General features: G+C 54.7%; 19 protein-coding genes. 9 read left to right on the forward strand and 10 right to left on the reverse strand.

The window, feature by feature from the left end; translation table 11 throughout:
• Window positions 1–64: 64 nt before the first annotated feature.
• A complete protein-coding gene (locus tag GY169_RS14440; protein WP_167576172.1) occupies window positions 65–2,560 on the reverse strand; it encodes an autotransporter domain-containing protein in 2,496 nt (831 codons plus the stop codon).
• Window positions 2,561–3,045: 485 nt separating this feature from the next.
• Here GY169_RS14440 and phoP point away from each other — a divergent pair, with 485 nt between their 5' ends.
• The 3 genes from phoP to GY169_RS14455 all read left to right on the forward strand — a co-directional run bounded on the left by phoP (window position 3,046) and on the right by GY169_RS14455 (window position 6,378).
• Window positions 3,046–3,720 (forward strand): two-component system response regulator PhoP, encoded by a 675-nt coding sequence (gene phoP / locus GY169_RS14445; RefSeq protein WP_167576173.1) that lies wholly within the window; start codon window positions 3,046–3,048, stop codon window positions 3,718–3,720.
• A complete protein-coding gene (phoQ, locus tag GY169_RS14450) occupies window positions 3,717–5,180 on the forward strand; it encodes a two-component system sensor histidine kinase PhoQ (protein ID WP_167576174.1) in 1,464 nt (487 codons plus the stop codon). The genes phoP and phoQ overlap by 4 nt, the downstream gene beginning before the upstream one ends.
• Window positions 5,181–5,256: 76 nt before the next feature.
• Window positions 5,257–6,378, forward strand: coding sequence for a cupin domain-containing protein (locus GY169_RS14455; RefSeq protein ID WP_167576175.1), 1,122 nt, complete (start codon window positions 5,257–5,259; stop codon window positions 6,376–6,378).
• Between the two features lie 100 nt (window positions 6,379–6,478).
• Here GY169_RS14455 and pepT read toward each other — a convergent pair whose 3' ends face one another.
• Window positions 6,479–7,705, reverse strand: coding sequence for a peptidase T (gene pepT, locus GY169_RS14460; protein WP_167576176.1), 1,227 nt, complete (start codon window positions 7,703–7,705; stop codon window positions 6,479–6,481).
• A gap of 269 nt (window positions 7,706–7,974) precedes the next feature.
• Here pepT and potA point away from each other — a divergent pair, with 269 nt between their 5' ends.
• Genes potA through potD form a run of 4 tightly spaced genes read left to right on the forward strand, consistent with a single transcriptional unit; the run spans window position 7,975 to window position 11,802 of the window.
• Window positions 7,975–9,111, forward strand: coding sequence for a spermidine/putrescine ABC transporter ATP-binding protein PotA (gene potA, locus GY169_RS14465; RefSeq protein ID WP_065356317.1), 1,137 nt, complete (start codon window positions 7,975–7,977; stop codon window positions 9,109–9,111).
• On the forward strand, window positions 9,095–9,952 hold the full coding sequence (gene potB / locus GY169_RS14470; protein WP_167576177.1) for a spermidine/putrescine ABC transporter permease PotB: 858 nt from the start codon (window positions 9,095–9,097) through the stop codon (window positions 9,950–9,952). Before potA ends, potB begins: the two co-directional genes overlap by 17 nt.
• The gene (gene potC, locus GY169_RS14475; protein WP_065356315.1) at window positions 9,949–10,740 is read left to right on the forward strand and encodes a spermidine/putrescine ABC transporter permease PotC; all 792 of its coding nucleotides are present in this window, start codon (window positions 9,949–9,951) and stop codon (window positions 10,738–10,740) included. The genes potB and potC overlap by 4 nt, the downstream gene beginning before the upstream one ends.
• A gap of 15 nt (window positions 10,741–10,755) precedes the next feature.
• Window positions 10,756–11,802: a spermidine/putrescine ABC transporter substrate-binding protein PotD gene (gene potD, locus GY169_RS14480; RefSeq protein WP_065356314.1), complete on the forward strand. Its 1,047-nt coding sequence runs from the start codon at window positions 10,756–10,758 to the stop codon at window positions 11,800–11,802.
• Window positions 11,803–11,894: 92 nt separating this feature from the next.
• On the opposite strand, the gene cobB is transcribed toward potD, so the two are convergent.
• From cobB to lolC, 5 genes are read right to left on the reverse strand one after another with little or no spacing between them, the layout of a single operon-like run.
• On the reverse strand, window positions 11,895–12,716 hold the full coding sequence (cobB, locus tag GY169_RS14485) for a Sir2 family NAD+-dependent deacetylase (protein WP_163448083.1): 822 nt from the start codon (window positions 12,714–12,716) through the stop codon (window positions 11,895–11,897).
• Between the two features lie 12 nt (window positions 12,717–12,728).
• The gene (nagK, locus tag GY169_RS14490; RefSeq protein ID WP_065356372.1) at window positions 12,729–13,640 is read right to left on the reverse strand and encodes an N-acetylglucosamine kinase; all 912 of its coding nucleotides are present in this window, start codon (window positions 13,638–13,640) and stop codon (window positions 12,729–12,731) included.
• Window positions 13,641–13,700: 60 nt separating this feature from the next.
• Window positions 13,701–14,945 carry a lipoprotein-releasing ABC transporter permease subunit LolE gene (gene lolE / locus GY169_RS14495; RefSeq protein ID WP_163448084.1) on the reverse strand — a complete coding sequence of 415 codons (1,245 nt, stop codon included), beginning with the start codon at window positions 14,943–14,945 and terminating at the stop codon, window positions 13,701–13,703.
• Window positions 14,945–15,646, reverse strand: a complete 702-nt coding sequence (gene lolD, locus GY169_RS14500) for a lipoprotein-releasing ABC transporter ATP-binding protein LolD (RefSeq protein WP_064549182.1) — start codon at window positions 15,644–15,646, stop codon at window positions 14,945–14,947. Before lolD ends, lolE begins: the two co-directional genes overlap by 1 nt.
• Entirely contained in the window at window positions 15,639–16,838 is a 1,200-nt protein-coding gene (gene lolC / locus GY169_RS14505) for a lipoprotein-releasing ABC transporter permease subunit LolC (protein WP_167576178.1), read from the reverse strand. The genes lolD and lolC overlap by 8 nt, the downstream gene beginning before the upstream one ends.
• A 174-nt stretch (window positions 16,839–17,012) precedes the next feature.
• On the opposite strand from lolC, the gene GY169_RS14510 reads away from it, so the two are divergent.
• Window positions 17,013–17,630: a DUF2238 domain-containing protein gene (locus GY169_RS14510; RefSeq protein ID WP_167577312.1), complete on the forward strand. Its 618-nt coding sequence runs from the start codon at window positions 17,013–17,015 to the stop codon at window positions 17,628–17,630.
• A gap of 49 nt (window positions 17,631–17,679) precedes the next feature.
• On the opposite strand, the gene GY169_RS14515 is transcribed toward GY169_RS14510, so the two are convergent.
• From GY169_RS14515 to GY169_RS14525, 3 genes are all read right to left on the reverse strand, one after another.
• Window positions 17,680–17,934: a SemiSWEET transporter gene (locus tag GY169_RS14515; protein ID WP_163448086.1), complete on the reverse strand. Its 255-nt coding sequence runs from the start codon at window positions 17,932–17,934 to the stop codon at window positions 17,680–17,682.
• Window positions 17,935–17,936: 2 nt separating this feature from the next.
• Window positions 17,937–19,367: a melibiose:sodium transporter MelB gene (gene melB, locus GY169_RS14520; RefSeq protein ID WP_167576179.1), complete on the reverse strand. Its 1,431-nt coding sequence runs from the start codon at window positions 19,365–19,367 to the stop codon at window positions 17,937–17,939.
• A gap of 89 nt (window positions 19,368–19,456) precedes the next feature.
• Complete coding sequence (locus tag GY169_RS14525; RefSeq protein WP_167576180.1) at window positions 19,457–20,812, reverse strand: alpha-glucosidase/alpha-galactosidase; 1,356 nt, start codon at window positions 20,810–20,812, stop codon at window positions 19,457–19,459.
• A 269-nt stretch (window positions 20,813–21,081) separates the two neighbouring features.
• On the opposite strand from GY169_RS14525, the gene melR reads away from it, so the two are divergent.
• On the forward strand, window positions 21,082–22,008 hold the full coding sequence (gene melR, locus GY169_RS14530; protein WP_163448089.1) for a transcriptional regulator MelR: 927 nt from the start codon (window positions 21,082–21,084) through the stop codon (window positions 22,006–22,008).
• Window positions 22,009–22,041 lie beyond the last annotated feature (33 nt).

Consider the following 22,041-nt stretch of genomic DNA (forward strand, 5'->3'; position numbering starts at 1 on the left):
GTTCCTTATTGCAATAAAAAGCCAGCAACAATCGTCACTGGCTAATCAGCTATTTCAACAGTTTTTAGAAAGCGTAACGCACCTTCAGGCTAATGCTCTGGCTGGTGAATTGTGTTCGTTGATTCGCATCATACTGTACGGTGCCATCAAGCACATCTGTGAATCTGGCCGTCACACCAACACCGGCCATCGCAATCCACGGGCTTTCACTCATACCATGATAGGTAAACGGCGTGTCCGCTGCGCCAATAAATGCCGCCGTGGTTTTGCTACGATCGTTCTTTGTATCGTAACCCGCCCCGACATAACCATGTACATCAACAATCTCCGAAAGCTTGATGCCCGCTTTCAACTTACTGGAAACCACCAGGGCCTCGGTTGTGACCCCTCCCACCTTCAGGCCGACATCGTCGGCGCCAGTCTCCTGGTAACCTTTATCCTTCACGCGATAGTAATCAGTACGCAGTTCAGGAGTCAGCATAACGTCATCCATGGGGTGGAAAGTGCTTTGCAGCCCTATCCCAGCCTGGAACGTATCACTGTCGTAATCTGAGTGTGCGACGCCATTGTAGGCAGTGCTTCCATCGGTAGGGTTTTCAATATTCAAATAACGATTGCCGGTCGTATTATTTCGCCCGAAGCCAGTTTGCCAGGTTACAGCCGTGTCAGGCGTAAAATCATAGCCGCCATAAGCAAGAATATTCCAGCTATCCACACGCGCATCATGGCGGATGTCATCCGAGGTATCGTTAACGTCTGTTCGACTCATGCCCAGCGCCAGGCCAAGACGGGTTTTGTCTAATATCAGGCCATCCGCACCGATGGCGATCCCACGGGTATCGGCGTTATAACCTGCGTAATCGCCACGGTTGGACTGGTTATCCCAGCGTCCAACCGGGCGGATCCACAGGTATTTTTCAGGATTAAATTCGTTGGTATAACCCTGACCGCGAACAGACTCCTGACGGCTGTTTACGATATCGCCAAATGCGCGCAGATTATTCATTTCAATGTATGTCATGCTGCCATCCATCAACGGAGCAAGTTGAACCACATTTTTGTGAACCTGGCTGGCATTAAATGACGAGGTGATGGCACATACCGTACTCGCCAGAGCGCCGGTACAGTTCTGAGAGCCGGTATTATTGTTGTTGATAATGTTATCCACCACGGCCCCAACACCAACCAATGACGTGTTCTGGCTGGTATTAGTAATGGCGTTATTGACGGTAGTGAGTTTGGTCTCGGCAATTTTCAGGGAGTAGCTACTTCCGGTTTGCACCTGAATAAACTGATAACGAAGCGAGTCATCCAGTACCGCCGATGGTGAACCCGTGATATTACTCGCCGTTACGACATCAACCAGTTCATCACCATCAGCAAAACTTGTGCTACCTCGGGTGATCACCACTGTCCGTCCATTCAGTGAAGCATTCCCGGCGACATTTAACTGTCCATAGCTACTGGTGCTGTCTGCCTGCAACGCCAGCACACCATTGCTATTTTGAACGTAAGTATTAACCGTTGAGGGCTGCTGGCTGCTGAGCAACTCAAAAATACCGCTGTTACTCATCGCGCTGTTCGGAGCATTGACTCGCCCAATAATAATCCCCTGGTTATTAATGCCCCCGGCAATTGTACTTGTGCTGGCAACCTGAATAGCATCACCCGTTAGTGCGCCAATTAACCCCTTGTTCTCGAACTGGTTCACCTTCGCAGTATCCGTTAACACCACAGCGTTGCCGCTACCACCACCAATGATAGTGCCTGTATTGACTAATGTTCCGGTCTGAGAGGTCCCTCCTAACGATACCCCTGTCACGCCACCATCAATAATACCGGCATTGAGAAGGGTATTTATTGCGACACTCTCAGTCACCGTAATACCCGTCCCATTCGGGGCATAAATAACACCATTCCCCAGGTTTTGCAGGGTCGTATCCGTTACGTTACTCCCGACATAAATACCGTTGCTTCCTGCGCCATTAACCGTGATATTACCGTTATTTGCAATCAGGCTACTTTGGAAGGCGTGCGCATTAATACCATCAGCATTCGCCCCTGACGTTGTAATATTGCCGTTATTGGTTATAGAGCTACCTGAAACAACGTTTAAAAAAATCCCATTAGCCTCATCGGCCGTTGTCACCAATTTACCGGTATTTAAAACTTCACTATCTGCCACTTCTGCCACATTGATAGCATTAGTGCGGGCACCTGAAGTTGTCACGGTCCCCTTATTTTCAACTTTGGAATTATTTGTCGAGAAAAAACGAATCCCATCACCATCGGAAGTGATGTCCCCATTATTCAGCAAACTTGCTTTATGGCTGCCAAAATGGATAGCAGTATCACTCCCAGTGGTTGTAAATTGCGTTCCCTGGGCAACAGTGACACTTTGTCCGTCAGTGCGAAAATATTGTGGCGTCGTAACACTGTTACTACAGGTTACCGTCGCACCCGATGGATCGGTACAATCCGCCAATGCCAATGGAGAAGCCAGCATGCCAGCACCTCCAAGGATGCTACTCATCACTAAACAACTGGTTTTCTTCTTCAAGGTGGTTCCTCAACATAATAATCACGATTTTAACAAATTTAGTTGCGAGATCTGATAGTTGCCATGCGTTAACTTCTCATTATTATGCATTAGCACTAATGCTTCGTCTGCTTAGCAACCACAAAAATAACCATAGTCTATAAATCGTTTACCAACACCGCTTCAGAGCCGTGATACCGGGTCCGGATACCTTTAACAGTGAATAAACAAACGTCGGTTTTATCAGAAATGCTTAAGCTTACGAATGGGAGTCAGTTTATAGTTCACACACCCTGGAAAGGGCACCAGATTAAATGAGCAAAAGTGAGCCAGAGCGTTGTCAATCAATGAGATCGTCAGCAGGAACGCGAAAATGCACGTATGGTTTATGATGTGGGGCTCCGGCATAACCGTAGAGATAAAAATCATGTGATTTCAACATCATGTGGTTTGTAGCAATATTTAGCGCTAAACTATTCACGTCGTTAATTTAATGGAGAAACAGCATGCGCGTACTCGTCGTAGAGGACAACGCTCTGTTACGTCATCACCTGAAAGTTCAGCTCCAGGAAATGGGTCATCAGGTGGATGCCGCAGAAGATGCGAAGGAAGCAGACTATTTTTTAGGCGAGCATATTCCCGATATTGCCATTGTCGACCTTGGGTTGCCGGATGAAGACGGCCTGTCGCTGATTCGCCGCTGGCGCAGCCATGATATTTCACTACCGATTCTGGTGCTGACCGCGCGTGAAAGCTGGCAGGACAAAGTGGAGGTACTGAGCGCTGGTGCTGACGACTACGTCACCAAGCCGTTCCATATTGAAGAAGTTGCCGCCCGCATGCAGGCGCTGATGCGTCGTAACAGCGGCCACGCCTCGCAGGTGATCTCTTTACCCCCGTTCCAGGTGGACCTTTCACGTCGCGAACTGTCCATTAATGAAGAAGTGATCAAACTCACCGCCTTCGAATACACCATTATGGAAACGCTGATCCGCAATAATGGCAAAGTGGTCAGTAAAGATTCTTTAATGCTTCAGCTCTATCCGGACGCCGAGCTGCGCGAAAGTCACACTATCGATGTGCTGATGGGCCGCCTGCGTAAAAAAATTCAGGCTCAGTACCCGCAGGACGTCATTATTACCGTACGCGGCCAGGGCTATCTGTTCGAACTTCGCGAATGAAAAATATCCGACGGCATATTCTGCCGCTGTCGCTGCGGATGCGCTTTCTGCTGGCGACAGCCGCCGTGGTTATCGTTCTGTCGCTGGCCTACGGCATGGTGGCGCTGGTGGGCTACAGCGTCAGCTTTGATAAAACAACTTTTCGTCTGCTACGCGGCGAGAGCAACCTGTTCTATACCCTCGCCAGATGGGAAAACAATAAGCTGGACGTAGAGATCCCCGATAATCTGAATATGCAGGGCCCGACGGTGGCGCTGATTTACGGCGACAAGGGAAATTTGCTGTGGCAGCAAAAAAATCTGCCGTGGCTGACCCAAAGCATTCAACCCGAGTGGCTGAAAGGCAATGGGTTTTATGAAATCGAGGCCAATGCAACCTCCTCCAGTACGCTCCTTCACGGCAATCACGAGATTCAAAAAGAACTCAGTGAAATGCAGCAAGCCGGCGATGATTCGGAGATGACGCACTCGGTGGCCGTCAATAGCTACCCGGCGACCAGTACGATGCCCGCTCTCACCATCGTGGTGGTGGACACCGTGCCCATTGAGCTTAAACGCTCCTACATGGTCTGGAGCTGGTTCTCCTACGTGCTGGCCGCCAACCTGCTGCTGGTGATTCCGCTGCTGTGGATTGCCGCTCACTGGAGCCTGCGCCCCATCGCCGACCTCACCCGTGAAGTGCGTGAGCTAGAAGATCATCACCGTGAACACCTCAACCCGGACACCACCCGCGAGCTGACCAGCCTGGTACGCAACCTCAACCGGCTGCTGAAAAGCGAGCGCGAACGCTATGATAAGTACCGCACCACCCTCACCGACCTGACGCACAGCCTGAAAACGCCGCTGGCGGTGCTGCAAAGCTCGCTGCGTTCGCTGCGCAGTGAAAAAATCACCGTCAGCGAGGCAGAGCCGGTGATGCTGGAACAAATTAGCCGTATCTCGCAGCAAATCGGCTATTACCTGCATCGCGCCAGTATGCGCACCGACAGTACGCTGGTCAGCCGTGAACTGCACCCGGTGGCGCCGCTGCTCGATAGCCTGACTTCCGCGCTCAATAAGGTCTATCAGCGCAAAGGGGTAAATATCACGCTGGATATTTCACCGGAAATCACCTTTGCCGGTGAGAAAAACGACTTTATGGAAGTCATGGGTAACCTGCTGGATAACGCCTGTAAATACTGCCTTGAATTTGTCGAGGTTTCCGCCCGCCAGACCGATGATTACCTGCATATTATCGTTGAGGATGATGGCCCAGGCATTCCGCAGAGCAAACGCGATATCGTGTTCGACCGCGGTCAGCGCGCCGATACCATGCGCCCAGGACAGGGCGTTGGCCTTGCCGTTGTCCGTGATATCGTCGAGCAGTATGACGGCCAGATTGTGACCCGCGATAGCCTCCTTGGCGGCGCGAAAATGGAAGTGATCTTCGGTCATCAGAATCTGGACGGTCACGAAGGGTAAATTCTGTTTCCGCAGCAGGGTAGTTTTGTGAATAAGATGTATAATCCGGACATACATCTGCTGCGGAAAAAGTCATATGGAATACCACTTAACGTTAAACTGGCCCGATTTTCTGGCGCGCTACTGGCAAAAACGACCGGTCGTGCTTAAACGCGGCTTCGCCAATTTTATTGACCCCATTTCACCGGATGAACTGGCAGGTCTGGCGATGGAAAATGAGGTTGATAGCCGACTGGTGAGTCATCTTGACGGTGACTGGCAGGTCAGCCACGGTCCGTTTGAAAGCTACGATCATCTGGGCGAGAGCAACTGGTCGTTGCTGGTCCAGGCCGTTGATCACTGGCACGAACCTTCCAGCGCGCTGATGCGCCCGTTCCGCGCCCTCCCCGACTGGCGTATCGACGATCTGATGATCTCCTTCTCCGTCCCCGGCGGCGGCGTTGGCCCGCACGTCGACCAGTATGACGTGTTTATTATCCAGGGCACTGGCCGTCGCCGCTGGCGCGTGGGCGAGAAAACCACGCTCAAGCAACACTGCCCACATCCGGATCTGCTCCAGGTGCAGCCGTTTGACGCCATCATTGATGAAGAGATGGAGCCCGGCGATATCCTCTATATTCCACCGGGATTCCCGCACGAAGGCTACGCACTGGAAAACTCGCTCAACTATTCCGTGGGCTTCCGCTCGCCAAACAGCCGCGAGCTGATTAGCGGCTTTGCCGACTATATTCTGCAACGCGATCTGGGCAACCAGCACTACAGCGACCCGGACGTTCCGGCACGCGACCACCCGGCAGATCTGCTGCCGCAAGAGGTCGATCGTCTGCGCGATATGATGCTGGGGTTGATACAGCAACCAGAGCATTTCCAGCAGTGGCTGGGGGAATTTATCAGCCAGTCGCGCCACGAGCTTGACGTTGCGCCGCCGGAGCCGCCGTATCAGCCGGATGAGATTTACGACGCGCTGCAGCAAGGCGATATGTTACAGCGCCTGGGCGGGCTGCGGGTCATCCGCATTGGCGATGACTTCTTCGTTAACGGCGAGAAAGTAGATTCGCCGCACCAGCATGCGCTGGATGCGATGGCGGGCAGTATTATGCTGGAAAGTCAGCACTTCGGTGAGGCGCTGGACGACCCGTCGTTCCTGGTGATGTTGACCGCGCTGGTCAACAGCGGATACTGGTTCTTCGCAGAATAAACGACCGGACCAACGCCGATGGTAGGCCGGATAAGGCGAAGCCACCATCCGGCCTACATAAAAAACCCGGCTCAAATCTACGCCGGGTTTTCTTTGCCGGTTAGCCGCGCTGGGCCGTCAGCTCAGCGATACGCACAATCACCTTCACCGCTTTCTCCATTCCTTCCAGGGTCACGAACTCGTGCTTGCCATGGTAGTTATAGCCGCCAGTGAAAATATTCGGGCACGGTAGTCCCATAAACGACAGCTGTGCGCCGTCGGTGCCGCCGCGGATCGGCTTGAGATCGGGCTCAATATCGCAATCGCGCATCGCCTGTTGGGCGATATCGACAATGTGCGGATGTTCCGCCACCTTCTCACGCATATTGTAGTAGCTGTCTTCGATAATCAGCTCAATATAGCAGTCCGGGTGCAGCCCTTTGCCCACCTTCTTGGCGATCTCCATCATCTTGCGCTTGCGGGCTTCAAACTGCTTGCGGTCAAAATCGCGCACAATGTAGTGCATTTCCGCGCGGTCAACCGTGCCCTTAATGCTGGTGAGATGATAGAAACCTTCATAGCCTTCGGTTTTTTCCGGGCTTTCATCCGCCGGCACTTCCGCATGAATACGCGCCGCCAGCGACAGCGCATTCACCATTACCCCTTTCGCCGTGCCCGGGTGGACGTTGTTGCCGACAATTTTGATAGTGACCGACGCTGCGTTGAAGTTTTCATACTCCAGTTCCCCCACGCCGCCGCCGTCAATGGTATAGGCCCACTGAGCGTTAAACGCTTCAACGTCGAAGTGTTTCGCCCCTTTGCCCACTTCTTCATCCGGCGTAAAGGCCACACGGATATCCCCGTGCGGGATGTTCTGGCCTTTCAGCACCGCCAGCGCGGTCATGATTTCGGCGATGCCGGCTTTATCATCAGCGCCAAGCAGCGTTTTGCCGTCGGTGGTAATCAGCGTCTGGCCCAACAGTTGATGCAACACCGGGAACATCACCGGCGAAAGCACTTCATCGCCGATGCCCAGCGCGATATCGCCACCGCGATAGTTTTCAACGATCTGCGGGTTAACGTTCTTACCACTAAAATCCGGTGCGGTATCCACATGGGAGATAAAACCAATCGCCGGAATGTCGCCGCTGACGTTCGCAGGCAGGGTCCCCATGACCGTGCCCTTCTCGCTCAGCGTAACGTTCACCAGCCCCATCGTTTCTAATTGCTCTTTGAGCAGATGTAACAGTTTCCACTGCCCTTCGGTACTCGGCACCTGACGCACGCCGGGCTTCGATTGCGTGTCCAGAGAAACGTACTGCAAAAAACGCTCAAGCAATTTATCCATGTAGCCACCCTCACTTTTTGTGACAACATTATCAATAAGCCATAAAAGACAAATATTGCGTCAGGTCACTTTTAGCCCGGCAAAGGCAACTTTTTTTCCCCGAACGGCATCTAATCGTCAGATATTCCTATAGTAAGTTTAACAAGGATTGGCGATTGAGCACGTTTGCCGTAGAATGCCAGCCCTTATTAATACGTATCAGACCTCTAAACGTCTAAAGGTGGTTAACCACAAACCCCGCATCGCCAGATTTTTTTCGATGCGTTTACATGGGACAGAGTAATAAATTGAATACAAAATCGCGTTCGCTGTCACCGCTGGTGGAACTGGTGGGGATTCGCAAGGACTTCGATGGTAAAACGGTCATTTCGGATCTCGATTTGACCATCAATAACGGCGAGTTTCTCACGCTGCTTGGCCCCTCTGGCTGCGGCAAAACGACCGTCCTGCGCCTGATTGCCGGGCTGGAGAGCGTCGATGCCGGGCAGATCCACCTGGAAAACCAGGATATCACCCACGTTCCGGCTGAAGATCGCCACGTCAATACCGTCTTTCAGAGCTACGCGCTTTTCCCACATATGACCGTTTTCGACAATGTCGCCTTTGGCCTGCGCATGCAAAAAACGCCGGCCAGCGAAATTGCGCCGCGGGTGAATGAGGCCCTGCGCATGGTCCAACTGGAAGAGTTCGCACAACGTAAACCGCATCAGCTTTCCGGTGGCCAGCAGCAGCGCGTCGCCATCGCCCGCGCGGTGGTCAATAAGCCTAGCCTACTGCTGCTGGATGAGTCTCTCTCCGCACTCGACTACAAGCTGCGTAAGCAGATGCAGAACGAGCTGAAGGCCCTGCAGCGTAAGCTCGGCATCACCTTTGTCTTCGTCACCCACGATCAGGAAGAAGCGCTGACCATGTCAGACCGCATCGTGGTGATGCGCGACGGTAAAATTGAGCAGGACGGCACCCCGCGTGAAATCTACGAGGAGCCGAAAAACCTGTTTGTGGCTGGCTTTATCGGCGAGATTAACCTCTTCGACGCGACCGTCATTGAACGCCTTGACGAGCAGCGCGTGCGCGCCAACGTTGAAGGTCGCGAGTGCAATATCTACGTCAATTTCCCGGTCACCGCGGGACAAAAGCTTCACGTTCTGCTGCGTCCGGAAGATCTGCGCGTCGAGGAGATCCACGACGGAAATGAGCTGGAAGGGCTTATCGGCTATATCCGCGAACGCAACTACAAGGGCATGACTCTGGAATCGGTCGTCGAACTGGAAAACGGCAAGATGGTGATGGTCAGCGAATTCTTCAACGAAGACGACCCTGATTTCGACCACTCGCTGGACCAGAAAATGGCGATCAACTGGGTCGAAAGCTGGGAGGTCGTACTGGCTGATGAAGAGCACAAGTAAGTTCCAGAACGTGGTGATTGCCACCATCGTCGGTTGGCTTGTGCTGTTTGTGTTCCTGCCCAACCTGATGATTATCGTCACCAGCTTCCTGACGCGTGACGATGCCAACTTTGTCCAGATGATCTTCACGCTGGACAACTATGCGCGCCTGCTCGACCCGCTGTATGCGCAAGTGCTGCTGCACTCGCTGAATATGGCCGCTATCGCCACGCTGGCGTGTCTGGTGCTGGGCTATCCCTTCGCCTGGTTCCTCGCCCGCCTGCCGCGGAAGGTGCGCCCGCTGCTGCTGTTTTTGCTGATCGTCCCCTTCTGGACCAACTCGTTGATCCGCATCTACGGATTAAAGATTTTCCTCAGCACCAAAGGCTACCTCAACGAGTTCCTGCTGTGGCTCGGCATCATTGATACGCCCATCCGCATCATGTTCACCCCCAGCGCGGTGATCATCGGCCTGGTGTATATTCTGCTGCCATTTATGGTCATGCCGCTGTACTCCAGCATCGAAAAGCTCGATAAACCGCTACTGGAAGCGGCGAAAGATCTTGGCGCCAACAAGCTGCAAACCTTTATTCGTATCATCATTCCACTGACTATGCCGGGGATTATCGCCGGTTGTCTGCTGGTGATGTTACCGGCGATGGGCCTGTTCTACGTCTCAGATCTGATGGGCGGCGCGAAAAACCTGCTGATCGGCAACGTCATTAAGAGCCAGTTCCTCAACATTCGCGACTGGCCGTTCGGCGCCGCCACCAGCATTACGTTAACGGTAGTGATGGGGCTGATGCTGCTGGTCTACTGGCGCGCTTCGCGTTTGCTGAACAAGAAGGTGGAACTGGAATGATCGGTCGACTGCTGCGCGGTGGCTTTATGGCCGCCATTTATGCTTATCTCTATATTCCGATTATCATTTTGATCGTGAACTCGTTTAACAGTTCTCGTTTCGGGATCAACTGGCAGGGTTTTACCACCCAGTGGTACAGCCTGCTGATGAACAACGACAGCCTGCTGCAGGCGGCCCAGCACTCGCTGACGATGGCGATTTTCTCCGCCACCGCCGCGACGCTTATTGGTTCGCTGACCGCTGTGGCGCTCTATCGCTACCGTTTCCGCGGTAAACCGTTTGTCAGCGGGATGCTGTTTGTGGTGATGATGTCGCCGGATATCGTCATGGCTATCTCCCTGCTGGTGCTGTTTATGCTGTTAGGGATCCAGCTCGGCTTCTGGTCGCTGCTGTTTTCACACATCACTTTCTGCCTGCCATTCGTGGTGGTCACCGTCTTCTCGCGCCTTAAAGGCTTTGACGTACGGATGCTGGAGGCGGCGAAAGATCTGGGGGCCAGCGAGTTGACCATTCTGCGCAAAATTATCCTGCCGCTGGCCATGCCGGCGGTCGCCGCGGGCTGGCTGCTGAGCTTCACCCTGTCGATGGATGACGTGGTGGTTTCGTCGTTCGTCACCGGGCCAGGCTACGAGATTCTGCCGCTGAAGATCTACTCGATGGTGAAGGTTGGCGTATCGCCGGAAGTGAACGCGCTGGCTACCATTCTGCTGGTTCTGTCGCTGGTGATGGTGATTGCCAGCCAGCTGATTGCACGTGATAAAACGAAGGGCCTGAAGGTCAGGCACTAACTCAGGGGACGTAAAATGATGAAATGGTCACGCCACCTGCTCGCGGCAGGTGCTTTAGCGCTCGGTATGAGCGCAGCCCACGCGGACGATAGCAAAACGCTGTACTTCTATAACTGGACGGAATATGTTCCGCCCGGACTGCTGGAACAGTTCACCAAAGAGACCGGCATTAAGGTTATCTATTCGACATACGAATCGAATGAAACCATGTACGCCAAGCTCAAGACCTATAAAGACGGCGCCTATGACCTGGTGGTACCGTCCACCTACTTTGTCGATAAAATGCGCAAAGAAGGGATGATTCAGAAGATCGATAAAACGCAGCTGAGCAACTTCAAAAATCTCGATCCGGAGATGCTCAATAAGCCGTTCGACCCGAATAACGACTATTCCATTCCGTACATCTGGGGTGCCACCGCCATTGGCGTCAACAGCGACGCGATTGACCCGAAAACCGTCACCAGCTGGGCCGATCTGTGGAAACCGGAATACAAAAGCAGCCTGCTGCTGACCGACGATGCTCGCGAAGTGTTCCAGATTGCGCTGCGCAAGCTGGGCTATTCCGGCAACACCACCGACCCGAAAGAGATTGAAGCGGCCTATAACGAGCTGAAAAAACTGATGCCAAACGTGGCCGCCTTCAACTCTGACAACCCGGCCAACCCGTATATGGAAGGCGAAGTGAATCTCGGCATGGTGTGGAACGGCTCGGCATTCGTCGCCCGTCAGGCAGGTACGCCGCTGGAAATCGTCTGGCCGAAAGAAGGCGGTATCTTCTGGATGGACAGTCTGGCGATTCCGGCCAACGCCAAAAACAAAGCGGGCGCGCTGAAGCTGATTAACTTCCTGCTGCGCCCGGACGTGGCCAAACAGGTTGCAGAAACCATCGGCTACCCGACGCCAAACCTGGCGGCGCGCAAGCTGCTGAGCCCGGAAGTGGCCAACGACAAGTCGCTCTACCCGGACGCAGAAACCGTGCAGAAAGGCGAGTGGCAGAACGATGTGGGCGCTGCCAGCACGCTGTACGAAGAGTATTATCAGAAGCTGAAGGCCGGACGTTAATCCCGCCACCCGGTTGAGCGAAGCGACACCGGGATAACGGCCACAAAAAAGCGGAGCCCAGGCTCCGCTTTTTCATTATCGACACCGCGAGATTACAGTTCTTTCAGCAGTTTCGCCACATACGCTGGCACCACTTCGCTCGCCAACCCGTAGTGCTTCTCTTCAAACTCACTGCCAACCTGGCTGGGTTCGAGGTTGAGTTCCACGGTATGAGCGCCGTGTAGCTTAGCCTCGTGGACGAAGCCAGCAGCCGGGTAAACGTGGCCTGACGTACCAATGGCGATAAAGATGTCGGCCATCGACAGCGCGAGATAGATATGGTCCATCTCAAACGGCATCTCGCCAAACCAGACGATATGCGGACGCAGCGGCGCCGGGAACTGGCAGCAGTGGCAGCGTTCGTCTACCGGCAAATCGCCCGGCCAGTCGAACACCTGGCCGCTTTGGGTGCAGCGCACCTTTAGCAGCTCACCATGCATGTGCAGCACGTTTTTGTTGCCCGCGCGCTCGTGCAGATTGTCGATGTTCTGCGTGACCAGCATAAAGTTCTCGCCGAGCGCCTCTTCCAGCCGGGCCAGCGCCAGGTGCGCCGCGTTAGGCGCAATCTCCGGCTGCTGGAGCTGACGGCGACGAGCGTTGTAAAAGCTCTGCACCAGCTCAGGATTACGCGCGAAGCCTTCCGGCGTCGCCACGTCCTCAACCTTATGCTCTTCCCATAGCCCATCGGCCGCCCGGAAAGTCCGAATCCCCGACTCTGCCGAAATCCCCGCGCCGGTTAACACCAACACTCTTGGTTTATCCATCTCTTCTGGCATCACCCTGTCCGTGAAAAAAATCCGCTGGCGCAGACGCTGGCGCAGCTGACGTTTATTCCGACGAAAACGGCTCAATCGATGTAAGCGGCGCGACTGCATATCTACTCCATGTTAGTTGGTCAGATGAAGGAACGCAGCGCCGCGCATCCCCCCTGCATCACCGTGGCGTGCGCGTTCAATGCGCGGCGTGCGGGCTACAGGCAGTAAATGACGCGGTAAGCGGTGCGCAAGTCCATCGGCGATCGCTGAAAAATTTGATAACCCACCGCCGAGCACCAGCAGATCCGGGTCGACAATGGTCAGTATATTCCCCAGGCACACGGCAAGCAGATCCAGATAAAGCTCAACGTGCTCGCGCGCCCTTTCGTCTCCCTGCTGCCAGAGGGCAACAATTTCCGGCGAGGTCAGCGGCTGCTGGTAGACATGGTTGTACAGCCACGCAAACCCACGACCGGATAAATAGTTTTCGATACAGCCGAGCTGGCCGCAGCCGCAGCGCACCAGCGGGAAATCACGCCCCACCACTTCCAGCGCGTCGACCGGCAGGCGAATATGACCAAACTCGCCGGTAATATAACTGTGACCGGTAATCGATTTACCGTTCAGCACGATACCGCCACCGACGCCGGTGCCAAGAATCAAGCCCATCACCAGCGGGTACTGGGTAAACTCATCGTCCCAGGCCTCGGAGATGGCAAAACAGTTAGCGTCGTTATCCAGACGCACGTCGCGGTCGAGCAAACGGCTAAGATCCGCACGGAGCGGTCGACCGGTCGCCGCCGGGACGTTCGCCGCATACAGCGTGCCGTCTTCGGTTTCCGGCATACCGGGAATGCCGATACCCACAGTGCCACGGCAGTTAAAACGTGCGTCGGCTTCCGCCACCAGCCCGGTTACCGCTTCAAGGAAGCTTTCATAGCTCTCTTTCGGCGTCGGGATACGTTTTTCCCATTGAAGCTGGCGCGATGAATCAAATACGCCCAGCGCGATTTTGCTGCCGCCAATGTCAAATCCATAATGCATCATTGTTCATTCCTCTAACTGACGCACGCAGCAGCAACGCCGCGCGGTCAGGACGTCAAATTACTGGCCACTCAGCACCCTCGCAGGGTCGATACGGCTGGCGCGGCGGGCGGGATACCAGCTTGCCAGCAGACTCAGCAACAGTGCCGTGACCAGCACATAAACGACATCCAGCCAGTGCAGTTCAGACGGCAGGAAGTCGATAAAATAGATGTCACCCGATAAGAATTGATGACCAATAATCTTTTCAATCACCTTAATAATGTCGGTGAGGTACAGCGAAGCGAACACGCCGATAACCACACCACAAAGACTGCCCAACAGGCCAGCCAATAAACCATACCACACGAAAATTGCGCGAATCAGCCCGTCTTTGGCACCCAATGTGCGCAGGACCGCAATATCGCTACTTTTATCTTTCACCGCCATCACTAACGTCGACACGATGTTAAAACAGGCCACGCCGATCACCAGCACCATCGCCAGATACATAATCGCGCGGATCATCTGAATGTCGCGATACATATAGCCGTAGGTGCCAATCCAGCTCTTGATATAGACGTAGTTATTGGTGACCTCGCCCGCGTCGCGCACCAGCTTGTTGGCGTTGAACACGTCGTTCACTTTAATGGCGATACCGGTGATGCTTTCTCCCATATCCAGATACTGCTGGGCATCCTGCATCGGAATCATGGCGAAGCTGTGGTCAAGCTGACCGCTCAACTGAAGAATACCGATGACGTGCAGGCGCACGCGTTTCGGTTGCAGCAGCTTATGCTCGGGGTTCGAGTTGGGGATCATGATCGACACCCAGTCTCCGGCTTTCACCTTCAGCGCATCGGCGACGCCTTTGCCGAGGATAATTTGCTGCTCTCCGGCCTTAAAATTCGCCCAGGCATTCGCCTGAACAAAGCGCGGCAGAGCGCTCAGTTTACTCTCTTGCTGCGGATCGACGCCTTTGACCTGAATGGCGCGCAGATTGCTACCGCTCTCCACCAGGCCGGTAAAGTTGATGTACGGTGCCGCGGCCTCAATGCCTTTCACGGCTTCAACTTTCGGCAGTACGTTTTGCCAGTGGTTCCACGGCGGGTTGACCGCTTCGATTTCGCCGTGCGGCACCACCGCAAGAATGCGGTTGTTCAGCTCGCGCTCGAAGCCGTTCATCGCGCTCAGGCCGACGATCAGCACCGCCACGCCCAGCGCAATCCCCACGGTGGAGATAACCGAAATCAGCGACACCATGCCGCTGCGCCGACGCCCGCGGCTAAAGCGCAGGCCAATCAGTAACGACAGCGAAGGAGCCATTAATGTGCTCCCATCAGGGTAAGTTGGTCGCTCAGGTGACCGTCGCGCATTTCCAACTGACGCCCCATGCGTTTCGCCAGCTGCAGATCGTGAGTAACCACCAGGAAGGCCGTTCCCTGCGACTGGTTCAGCTCGCCGAGCAGTTTAAAAATGCTGTCGGCGTTTTTGGCATCGAGGTTACCGGTGGGTTCATCCGCCAGCACCAGGCGCGGGTTATTGACCAGCGCACGGGCAATCGCCACGCGCTGGCGCTCGCCGCCGGACAGCTCCGACGGACGGTGATTCGCACGGTGGGCCAGCCCGACCGCTTTCAGCATCTCCAGCGCGCGCGAGTTGATCTCAGCGGCTTTCTTTTTGCCAATCAGCAGCGGCATCGCCACGTTTTCCAGCGCGGTAAAGTCCGGCAGCAGGTGGTGGAACTGGTAGATAAATCCAAGCTTCTGGTTACGCAGCTCGGCCTTCGCTGCCGAAGAGAGCTTGCTCATCGGCTGGCCGCTGAAAATGACGTCGCCGCTGGTTGGCGTATCCAGCCCGCCCAGCAGGTGCAGCAGCGTACTTTTCCCGGAACCCGAGGTACCGACGATAGCCATCATTTCACCCTCGCCCACGCTGAAGCTAACGTTGTGCAGCACGTCAGTCTGCACCGAGCCTTCCTGATAGCGTTTGCACAGGTTGTCGCATTGCAACAGGATCTTATTCATAACGTAAAGCCTCAGCGGGTTGAGTGGCGGCAGCGCGCCAGGAAGGGTACAGCGTTGACAGCAGCGCCAGGGCCATCGCCACCAGCGCAATCACGATAACCTGCAGCGGCTCGATGGCAACCGGCAACGCCGCACCGTCGAGGAACGCGCCGATAATCGGCATTAAATTATTGAGCTGGCTGGCGAGCAGCACGCCCAGCAGCGCGCCAAGCACCGCGCCGATGATGCCCGCACTGGCCCCCTGCACCATAAAGACGGTGAGGATTTGCCGCGGCGTCAGCCCCTGCGTTTGCAGAATCGCCACTTCGCCCTGCTTCTCCATCACCATCAGCCCCAGCGAGGTGATGATGTTAAACGCGGCGACCGCGACGATCAGGCTCAACAGCAGCCCCATCATGTTTTTTTCCATGCGCACGGCCTGGAATAGCTCGCCTTTACGCTCGCGCCAGTCCTGCCATTTGGTGCCTTCCGGCAGCGTTTGCTGGCTGAGGGTGTCGACCTGCAGCGGTTTATCCAGCCACAGACGCCAGCCGGTAATGTTGCCCTGCGGATAGAGCATCAGACGCGAGGCATCCTGAATATTGACCAGCATCTGATAGCCATCGACTTCGCTGTTGGCGGCGAAGGTGCCAATCACCGTGAACAAGCGCTGGCTCGGCAGACGCCCCATCGGGGTGAACTGGCTGGCAGACGGCACCATCACGCGGATTTGATCGCCGCGATTGACGCCTAACTGGCCCGCCAGTTGCTCGCCAAGAATCACGTTGTATTTCCCGGCGGTGAGATCGGTTTGCTTGACGTTCACCAGATACGGCGTCAGCGGATCTTTTTGCGCCGGGTCAATACCCAGCATGACGCCCACCGAGACGCTACGCGCGCTTTGCAGCACCACATCGCCGGTGGTCAGCGGTGCAATACGGGCCACGCCCTGGAGCTTCACGCTCGCTTCCGGGATTTTTTGCGGATTCAGGGAACCCTGTTCAGCGCTCAGAATGGCCTGCGGCATCAGCCCCAGAATGTTGTTTTGCAGCTCGCGTTCAAAGCCGTTCATCACCGAAAGGACGGTGACCAGCGCCATCACGCCAAGCGTAATGCCGATTGTCGACAGCCAGGAAACAAAGCGACCGAAGCGGTCCGCTGCTCGCCCACGCATGTAGCGCAGGCCGATAAATAGTGCGACAGGTTGATACATGTAATCCGTCTGGTTGCTGATAGCAGAAGCACGAGTATATAAGCGAAAGCAGGATGGGTAAATGACTGAACCGTAAGCGCAAGGCTGACAATTCATCACAAGGGAATACGAATGTTGAAATTTTCAGCGACACGGTCAATAGTGATGTTTTCCATAACTCTTCGCGAAAGCCTGATGAACCGCACCGTTAACCCTCTGATATTGCGCACGGGGGCGCTGCTGCTAGCCCTCTTTCTGGTTTACACCGGCGTTAACGCCGCTGAAAAAGTGACCTGGCTGATGGAGGTCACGCCGGTGATTATCATCGTCCCGTTGCTGCTTTTCACCGCCCACCGTTATCCACTCACCCCGCTGCTTTACGCGCTGATTTTCTGTCACGCCATTATTTTGATGGTCGGCGGTCAGTATACCTACGCTAAGGTGCCCATCGGCTTTGATGTCCAGCAATGGTTTAACCTGAGCCGCAACCCTTATGACAAGCTCGGCCACTTTTTCCAGGGCCTGGTACCTGCGCTGGCGGCACGCGAAATTCTGCTGCGCGGGAGTATCGTCAAAGGTCCTAAAATGCTGGCATTTCTGGTGTGCTGCGTGGCGCTGGCCATTAGCGCCACCTACGAGCTGATTGAATGGTGGGCCGCCTTGGCGATGGGGCAAGGCGCGGATGATTTCCTCGGTACTCAAGGCGACCCGTGGGATACACAATCGGATATGTTCTGCGCCCTGCTGGGCGCGCTGACCACGGTGCTGCTGCTTGCTCGCTGGCATAACCGACAGTTAAACGCGGACAGATGACACCAATGCCGATCCGGCCTACAGGATGGCTCCTGCAGGCCGGTTTTCCCTACCCTCGACGCAGCTTAATGACAAGGATTGGCATCGCGAACACCAGCGTCAGAAAATTCGCCATGCTCACGGCCTTGTCTTCAATCATCAAACCGTAAACCAGCCACATCACCAGCCCGCAGACAAACATCACGTACATCAGACCCGAAATACCCTGGGTGTTGCGAGTGACAATAACCTTAATGGCCTGCGGCAAAAAAGAGAGCGTGGTGAGACAGGCTGCCAGATAGCCAATCCATGATGTCCATTCCATGATTACGCCTTTACATCCCGTACAACGCTCGCCACTGGGGCTGGATTGTCCAGCGCCACGGCAGGCGATGGCGTTTTGCGATACTTATCCAACAGGTGAATCTGAATTTTCCGCAAGGCATCGCCATTCAGGCGGTAATAACGGAAATAGAGCACCAGCGTCATGATGAAAAACAGTGCTGGTAACGCAATCATAATAAACTGCATGCCCTGAACGGTTTGCGCCGACTGCACCACATTTGGGGTATAGCCGATGATGCCCAACACCACGGCGATAAAGAAAGCCGCAAATGCCGAACCGCCCTTCACCACCATCGTCTGCACCGAGTAAGCAATACTTTCGCAGCGAACGTTGAGCTTGTACTCGCCATAGTCGACGGTATCCGCCACCATGATGACCTGCAGAACCCAGAACAGCGCGGTTCCCACGTTAAGGAACACTCCGGCCACGATAATCAGCGGCGCGTTGTGATATCCCGCCAGCGCCATCGCAAACAGCCCGATGCAGCTGATCACCGGCAGAATTGACGCCCCGGCCCACAGTACGCGTCTCGACAGCGCGTTCACCAGCCTCGGGAAGAGAATCAGAGTGAGTAAATTCGCCGCGCCCGCGTAGGAAAGGTAGTACGGGAACAGTGCCGCATCACCAATCACGTAGGTGAAGTAGTAAATCGCAAAGCCAGTAATGATGTTAGAGGCAATGTTGTAAGCCAGCGCCATCCCCAACAGGCAGGAGAGCTGATCGTTTTTGTAAATCAGCGCCACAATCCCTTTTAACGTCAGACGAGCACTATCGGAAGCCGCGTCGCTGTCGGAGGAGAAAACTTCGTGCACGTTGCGCAGCGTGACAACGGTCGAGACGATAAAGAAAGCAATCAGCACCAGCGTAAACATCTGGAAACCAAACCCACGATCCGCGCCGCCGACGGCGTCCACAAACGGTAGCGTAATGCCTGCCGTGACAAATCCGGCCAGGCTGGCGAAGAAACGCGGATACGGAACCAGTTGTTCGCGTTCGCGCTTATCAAGGGTAATCGTCGGCACCAGCGACCAGAAAGGAATATCCATAATGGTGTAGGTCATTCCCCACAGGATATAGGTGACGCAGACAAAAACGACCTGCGCGGTGCCTTCAAACAGATGAGCGCTGAACAGTAAAAATAGAATCAGCGAGTTCGCAAGCGTACCGATAAGGATCCACGGTTTGAATTTGCCCCATCGCGTTCGCGTGGCGTTCACTATCCATCCCATGATGGGGTCGTTAATCGCATCCCAGATACGCGCCACAAGGAACAGCGTGCCCACCAGGCCAACCGACAGCCCGACGACGTCGGTGTAGTAATACATCAGATACATATAAACAATGCCGATGGCGAAATCTTTACCAAACGCACCGAATCCGTAACTGAGTTTTGTTGTCAGAGAGATGCTCATAGGGTACCGGGTCACTGTTACCAGTGCCCGCCTTCTGTTATTAGCGAGAGGTAAAGCGCCGGATACTTTGCCCGGCGCCGTCATTTTTTTTAGCGGTGCAACCAGGCTGGCAACCAGTCGCCGTGGGCGGTAATCAGGTCATCCACCAGCGCATAGATTTCGTCGATGCCCAGTACGGCTGCGGTATGCGGATCCATCATCGCCGCGTGATAAACACGATCGCGATTTTCCGTCAGAATGGCCTCCGTCAGCAGCGTCTGCACGTTAATATTGGTCTGCATCATCGCCGCAAGGTGCGCGGGAATCGCCCCCACTTTTGTCGGCTGAATGCCGTTCGCATCGACCAGGCAAGCAACCTCCACGCAGCTGCCCTGCGGCAGGTTATCAATCAGACCGTCGTTACGTACGTTGCCATAAATAACGCTCGGCTCGCCGGTCCACAGCGCGTTCATGATGGTGCTGGCATACTCTCTCGACGGTTTAATATCAATACGTTCAGCGGTTTTGTACTCTTCCAGCTCCTTATGCCAGTTTGCCAGCTGTTCAACGCAACGTTTCGGGTATTCGTCCAGCGGTACCTTGTAGCGTTCGATCAGATCTTCGCGTCCGGGCTTAATAAACCACGGTGTATATTCGGCGAAATGCTCGGACGATTCGGTGACGAAGTAGCCCAGCTTTTTGAACATTTCATAGCGCACGATGTTCTGGCAGCGCGTATTGCCATGAATATTTGGCTTCGGGGCCTCGCCTGCGGCATAGGCAGCCAGCAGTTCCGGGTAGAGATTGACGTACTCGCCGTCGGCGTTTTTGCGTTCCAGTTCAAGATAGAACGCCATGTGGTTAATACCGGCGCAGCGATAACGCAACGAAGCGGGATCAATACCGAGATCGCGAGCCAGTTCTTCCGCCGTTCCTTGTACCGAATGGCACAGCCCCACCTGTTTGATGTGCGGGTAGCGAGCGTACATTGCCCAGGTGTTCATCGCCATCGGGTTAACGTAGTTAAGCATGGTGGCATTCGGGCAGAGTTCGCTCATGTCCTCACAAATTTGCCAGAGATGCGGGATGGTCCGCAGCGCGCGCATAATGCCGCCAGGCCCAAGCGTATCGGCGATGGTTTGTTCCAGCCCGTGGCGTTTACACACCTCGAAGTCGGTCACGGTACAGGGTTCATAGCCGCCAATCTGGAAGGCGACGACCACAAAGTCCGCGCCCTGCAATGCCGCGCGCTGGTCGGTATGACAGGTAATATGGCCAGATGCTCCGGCCGAATCCATCAGCTTGCGCACCACAATGTGCGACTCTTCCAGCCGCGTGGCATCGATATCCATCAGCGCAATATGCGCCGACTTCAATGCTTCACGATGAAAAACATCGCCGAGGATATTTTTGACAAAAATCGTCGACCCGGCGCCGATAAAAGTAATTTTTGGTGCTGTCATCATGACTCTCCAGAACAATAAGTGGACAAGAACATGGTGGCATGCGGTACTCGGGAAAACTTCCACCTTCCGCGATGAGCATTCCCATAAACTCAGATCGGCGACCGGGCAGCGGGTGATCTGAGCTTTTGGGAATAAATGAGCGCAAAAGCAGAGTATACGGCCTGAATTAGCGGTTACTATTAGACTAAGCGATGGGTTTTACAGCCGACTTCCCGGTTGTTAACTCCCCGCTCTGACGTCATTCTGATAAATCAGGAAATGGAGCCGCCATGAGCAACGAGCCAATCCCACTTCTTCCGCCCGACCCGCACATGTGCAATGGCGATGAAAAACAGACCCGTAGCCCACTCTCACTCTATTCGGAATACCAGCGTCTTGATGTTGAACTCCGTCCACCGCACGCCATGCCCGCCAGCCACTGGCACGGACAGGTCGAGGTGAACGTGCCATTTGATGGTGACGTCGAATACCTGATCAACAATGAAGTCGTGCAGATAAAACAAGGGCATATCACCCTCTTCTGGGCCTGTACGCCGCACCAGCTCACCCGTCCGGGACATTGTCAGCAGATGGCGATTTTCAGCCTCCCTATGCATTTGTTCCTCTCCTGGCCGCTGGACCGCGAACTGGTCAACTACGTCACCCATGGCATGGTGATAAAGTCGCTCGCCACTCAGCAGCTGAGCGCCTTTGAAGTGACCCGCTGGCAGCAGGAGCTTGCCAGCCCGAATGAACAGATTCGTCAGTTGGCCATCGATGAGATAGCCCTGATGCTTAAGCGTTTTAGCCTCTCCGGCTGGCAGCCTATCCTGCTGAATAAAACCTCACGCACGCACAAAAACAGCGTCTCGCGCCACGCGCAGTTTTACGTCAGCCAGATGCTTGGTTTTATTGCCGATAACTATGATCAGGCGTTAACCATCAATGACGTCGCGGAACATGTGAAGCTGAATGCCAACTACGCGATGGGCATTTTCCAGCGCGTCATGCAGCTCACCTTAAAGCAGTACATTACGGCGATGCGCATCAACCACGTCCGCGCGCTGTTGAGCGATACGGATAAAACCATCATTGACGTTGCCATGACCGCGGGTTTTCGCTCCAGCAGCCGTTTTTACAGCACCTTCAGCAAATTGGTCGGCATGTCGCCACAGCAGTACCGCAAGCTCAGCCAGCAGAAGCGGCAAATGATCTGAAACGCGCCTTCCCCGCATTTTCAGCGGTTGCAC

Origin of the sequence: Kluyvera genomosp. 3 (assembly GCF_011765685.1) — a bacterium.
Classification (GTDB): domain Bacteria; phylum Pseudomonadota; class Gammaproteobacteria; order Enterobacterales; family Enterobacteriaceae; genus Kluyvera; species Kluyvera georgiana_A.

What these genes read in the sequence shown, in the direction of transcription:
- phoP (WP_167576173.1), top strand. Translation starts at nt 3,046, where the DNA reads ATGCGCGTACTCGTCGTAGAGGACAACGCTCTGTTACGTCATCACCTG.
- phoQ (WP_167576174.1), top strand. Translation starts at nt 3,717, where the DNA reads ATGAAAAATATCCGACGGCATATTCTGCCGCTGTCGCTGCGGATGCGC.
- GY169_RS14455 (WP_167576175.1), top strand. Translation starts at nt 5,257, where the DNA reads ATGGAATACCACTTAACGTTAAACTGGCCCGATTTTCTGGCGCGCTAC.
- pepT (WP_167576176.1), bottom strand. Translation starts at nt 7,705, where the DNA reads ATGGATAAATTGCTTGAGCGTTTTTTGCAGTACGTTTCTCTGGACACG.
- potA (WP_065356317.1), top strand. Translation starts at nt 7,975, where the DNA reads ATGGGACAGAGTAATAAATTGAATACAAAATCGCGTTCGCTGTCACCG.
- potB (WP_167576177.1), top strand. Translation starts at nt 9,095, where the DNA reads ATGAAGAGCACAAGTAAGTTCCAGAACGTGGTGATTGCCACCATCGTC.
- potC (WP_065356315.1), top strand. Translation starts at nt 9,949, where the DNA reads ATGATCGGTCGACTGCTGCGCGGTGGCTTTATGGCCGCCATTTATGCT.
- potD (WP_065356314.1), top strand. Translation starts at nt 10,756, where the DNA reads ATGATGAAATGGTCACGCCACCTGCTCGCGGCAGGTGCTTTAGCGCTC.
- cobB (WP_163448083.1), bottom strand. Translation starts at nt 12,716, where the DNA reads ATGCAGTCGCGCCGCTTACATCGATTGAGCCGTTTTCGTCGGAATAAA.
- nagK (WP_065356372.1), bottom strand. Translation starts at nt 13,640, where the DNA reads ATGCATTATGGATTTGACATTGGCGGCAGCAAAATCGCGCTGGGCGTA.
- lolE (WP_163448084.1), bottom strand. Translation starts at nt 14,945, where the DNA reads ATGGCTCCTTCGCTGTCGTTACTGATTGGCCTGCGCTTTAGCCGCGGG.
- lolD (WP_064549182.1), bottom strand. Translation starts at nt 15,646, where the DNA reads ATGAATAAGATCCTGTTGCAATGCGACAACCTGTGCAAACGCTATCAG.
- lolC (WP_167576178.1), bottom strand. Translation starts at nt 16,838, where the DNA reads ATGTATCAACCTGTCGCACTATTTATCGGCCTGCGCTACATGCGTGGG.
- GY169_RS14510 (WP_167577312.1), top strand. Translation starts at nt 17,013, where the DNA reads ATGAACCGCACCGTTAACCCTCTGATATTGCGCACGGGGGCGCTGCTG.
- GY169_RS14515 (WP_163448086.1), bottom strand. Translation starts at nt 17,934, where the DNA reads ATGGAATGGACATCATGGATTGGCTATCTGGCAGCCTGTCTCACCACG.
- melB (WP_167576179.1), bottom strand. Translation starts at nt 19,367, where the DNA reads ATGAGCATCTCTCTGACAACAAAACTCAGTTACGGATTCGGTGCGTTT.
- GY169_RS14525 (WP_167576180.1), bottom strand. Translation starts at nt 20,812, where the DNA reads ATGATGACAGCACCAAAAATTACTTTTATCGGCGCCGGGTCGACGATT.
- melR (WP_163448089.1), top strand. Translation starts at nt 21,082, where the DNA reads ATGAGCAACGAGCCAATCCCACTTCTTCCGCCCGACCCGCACATGTGC.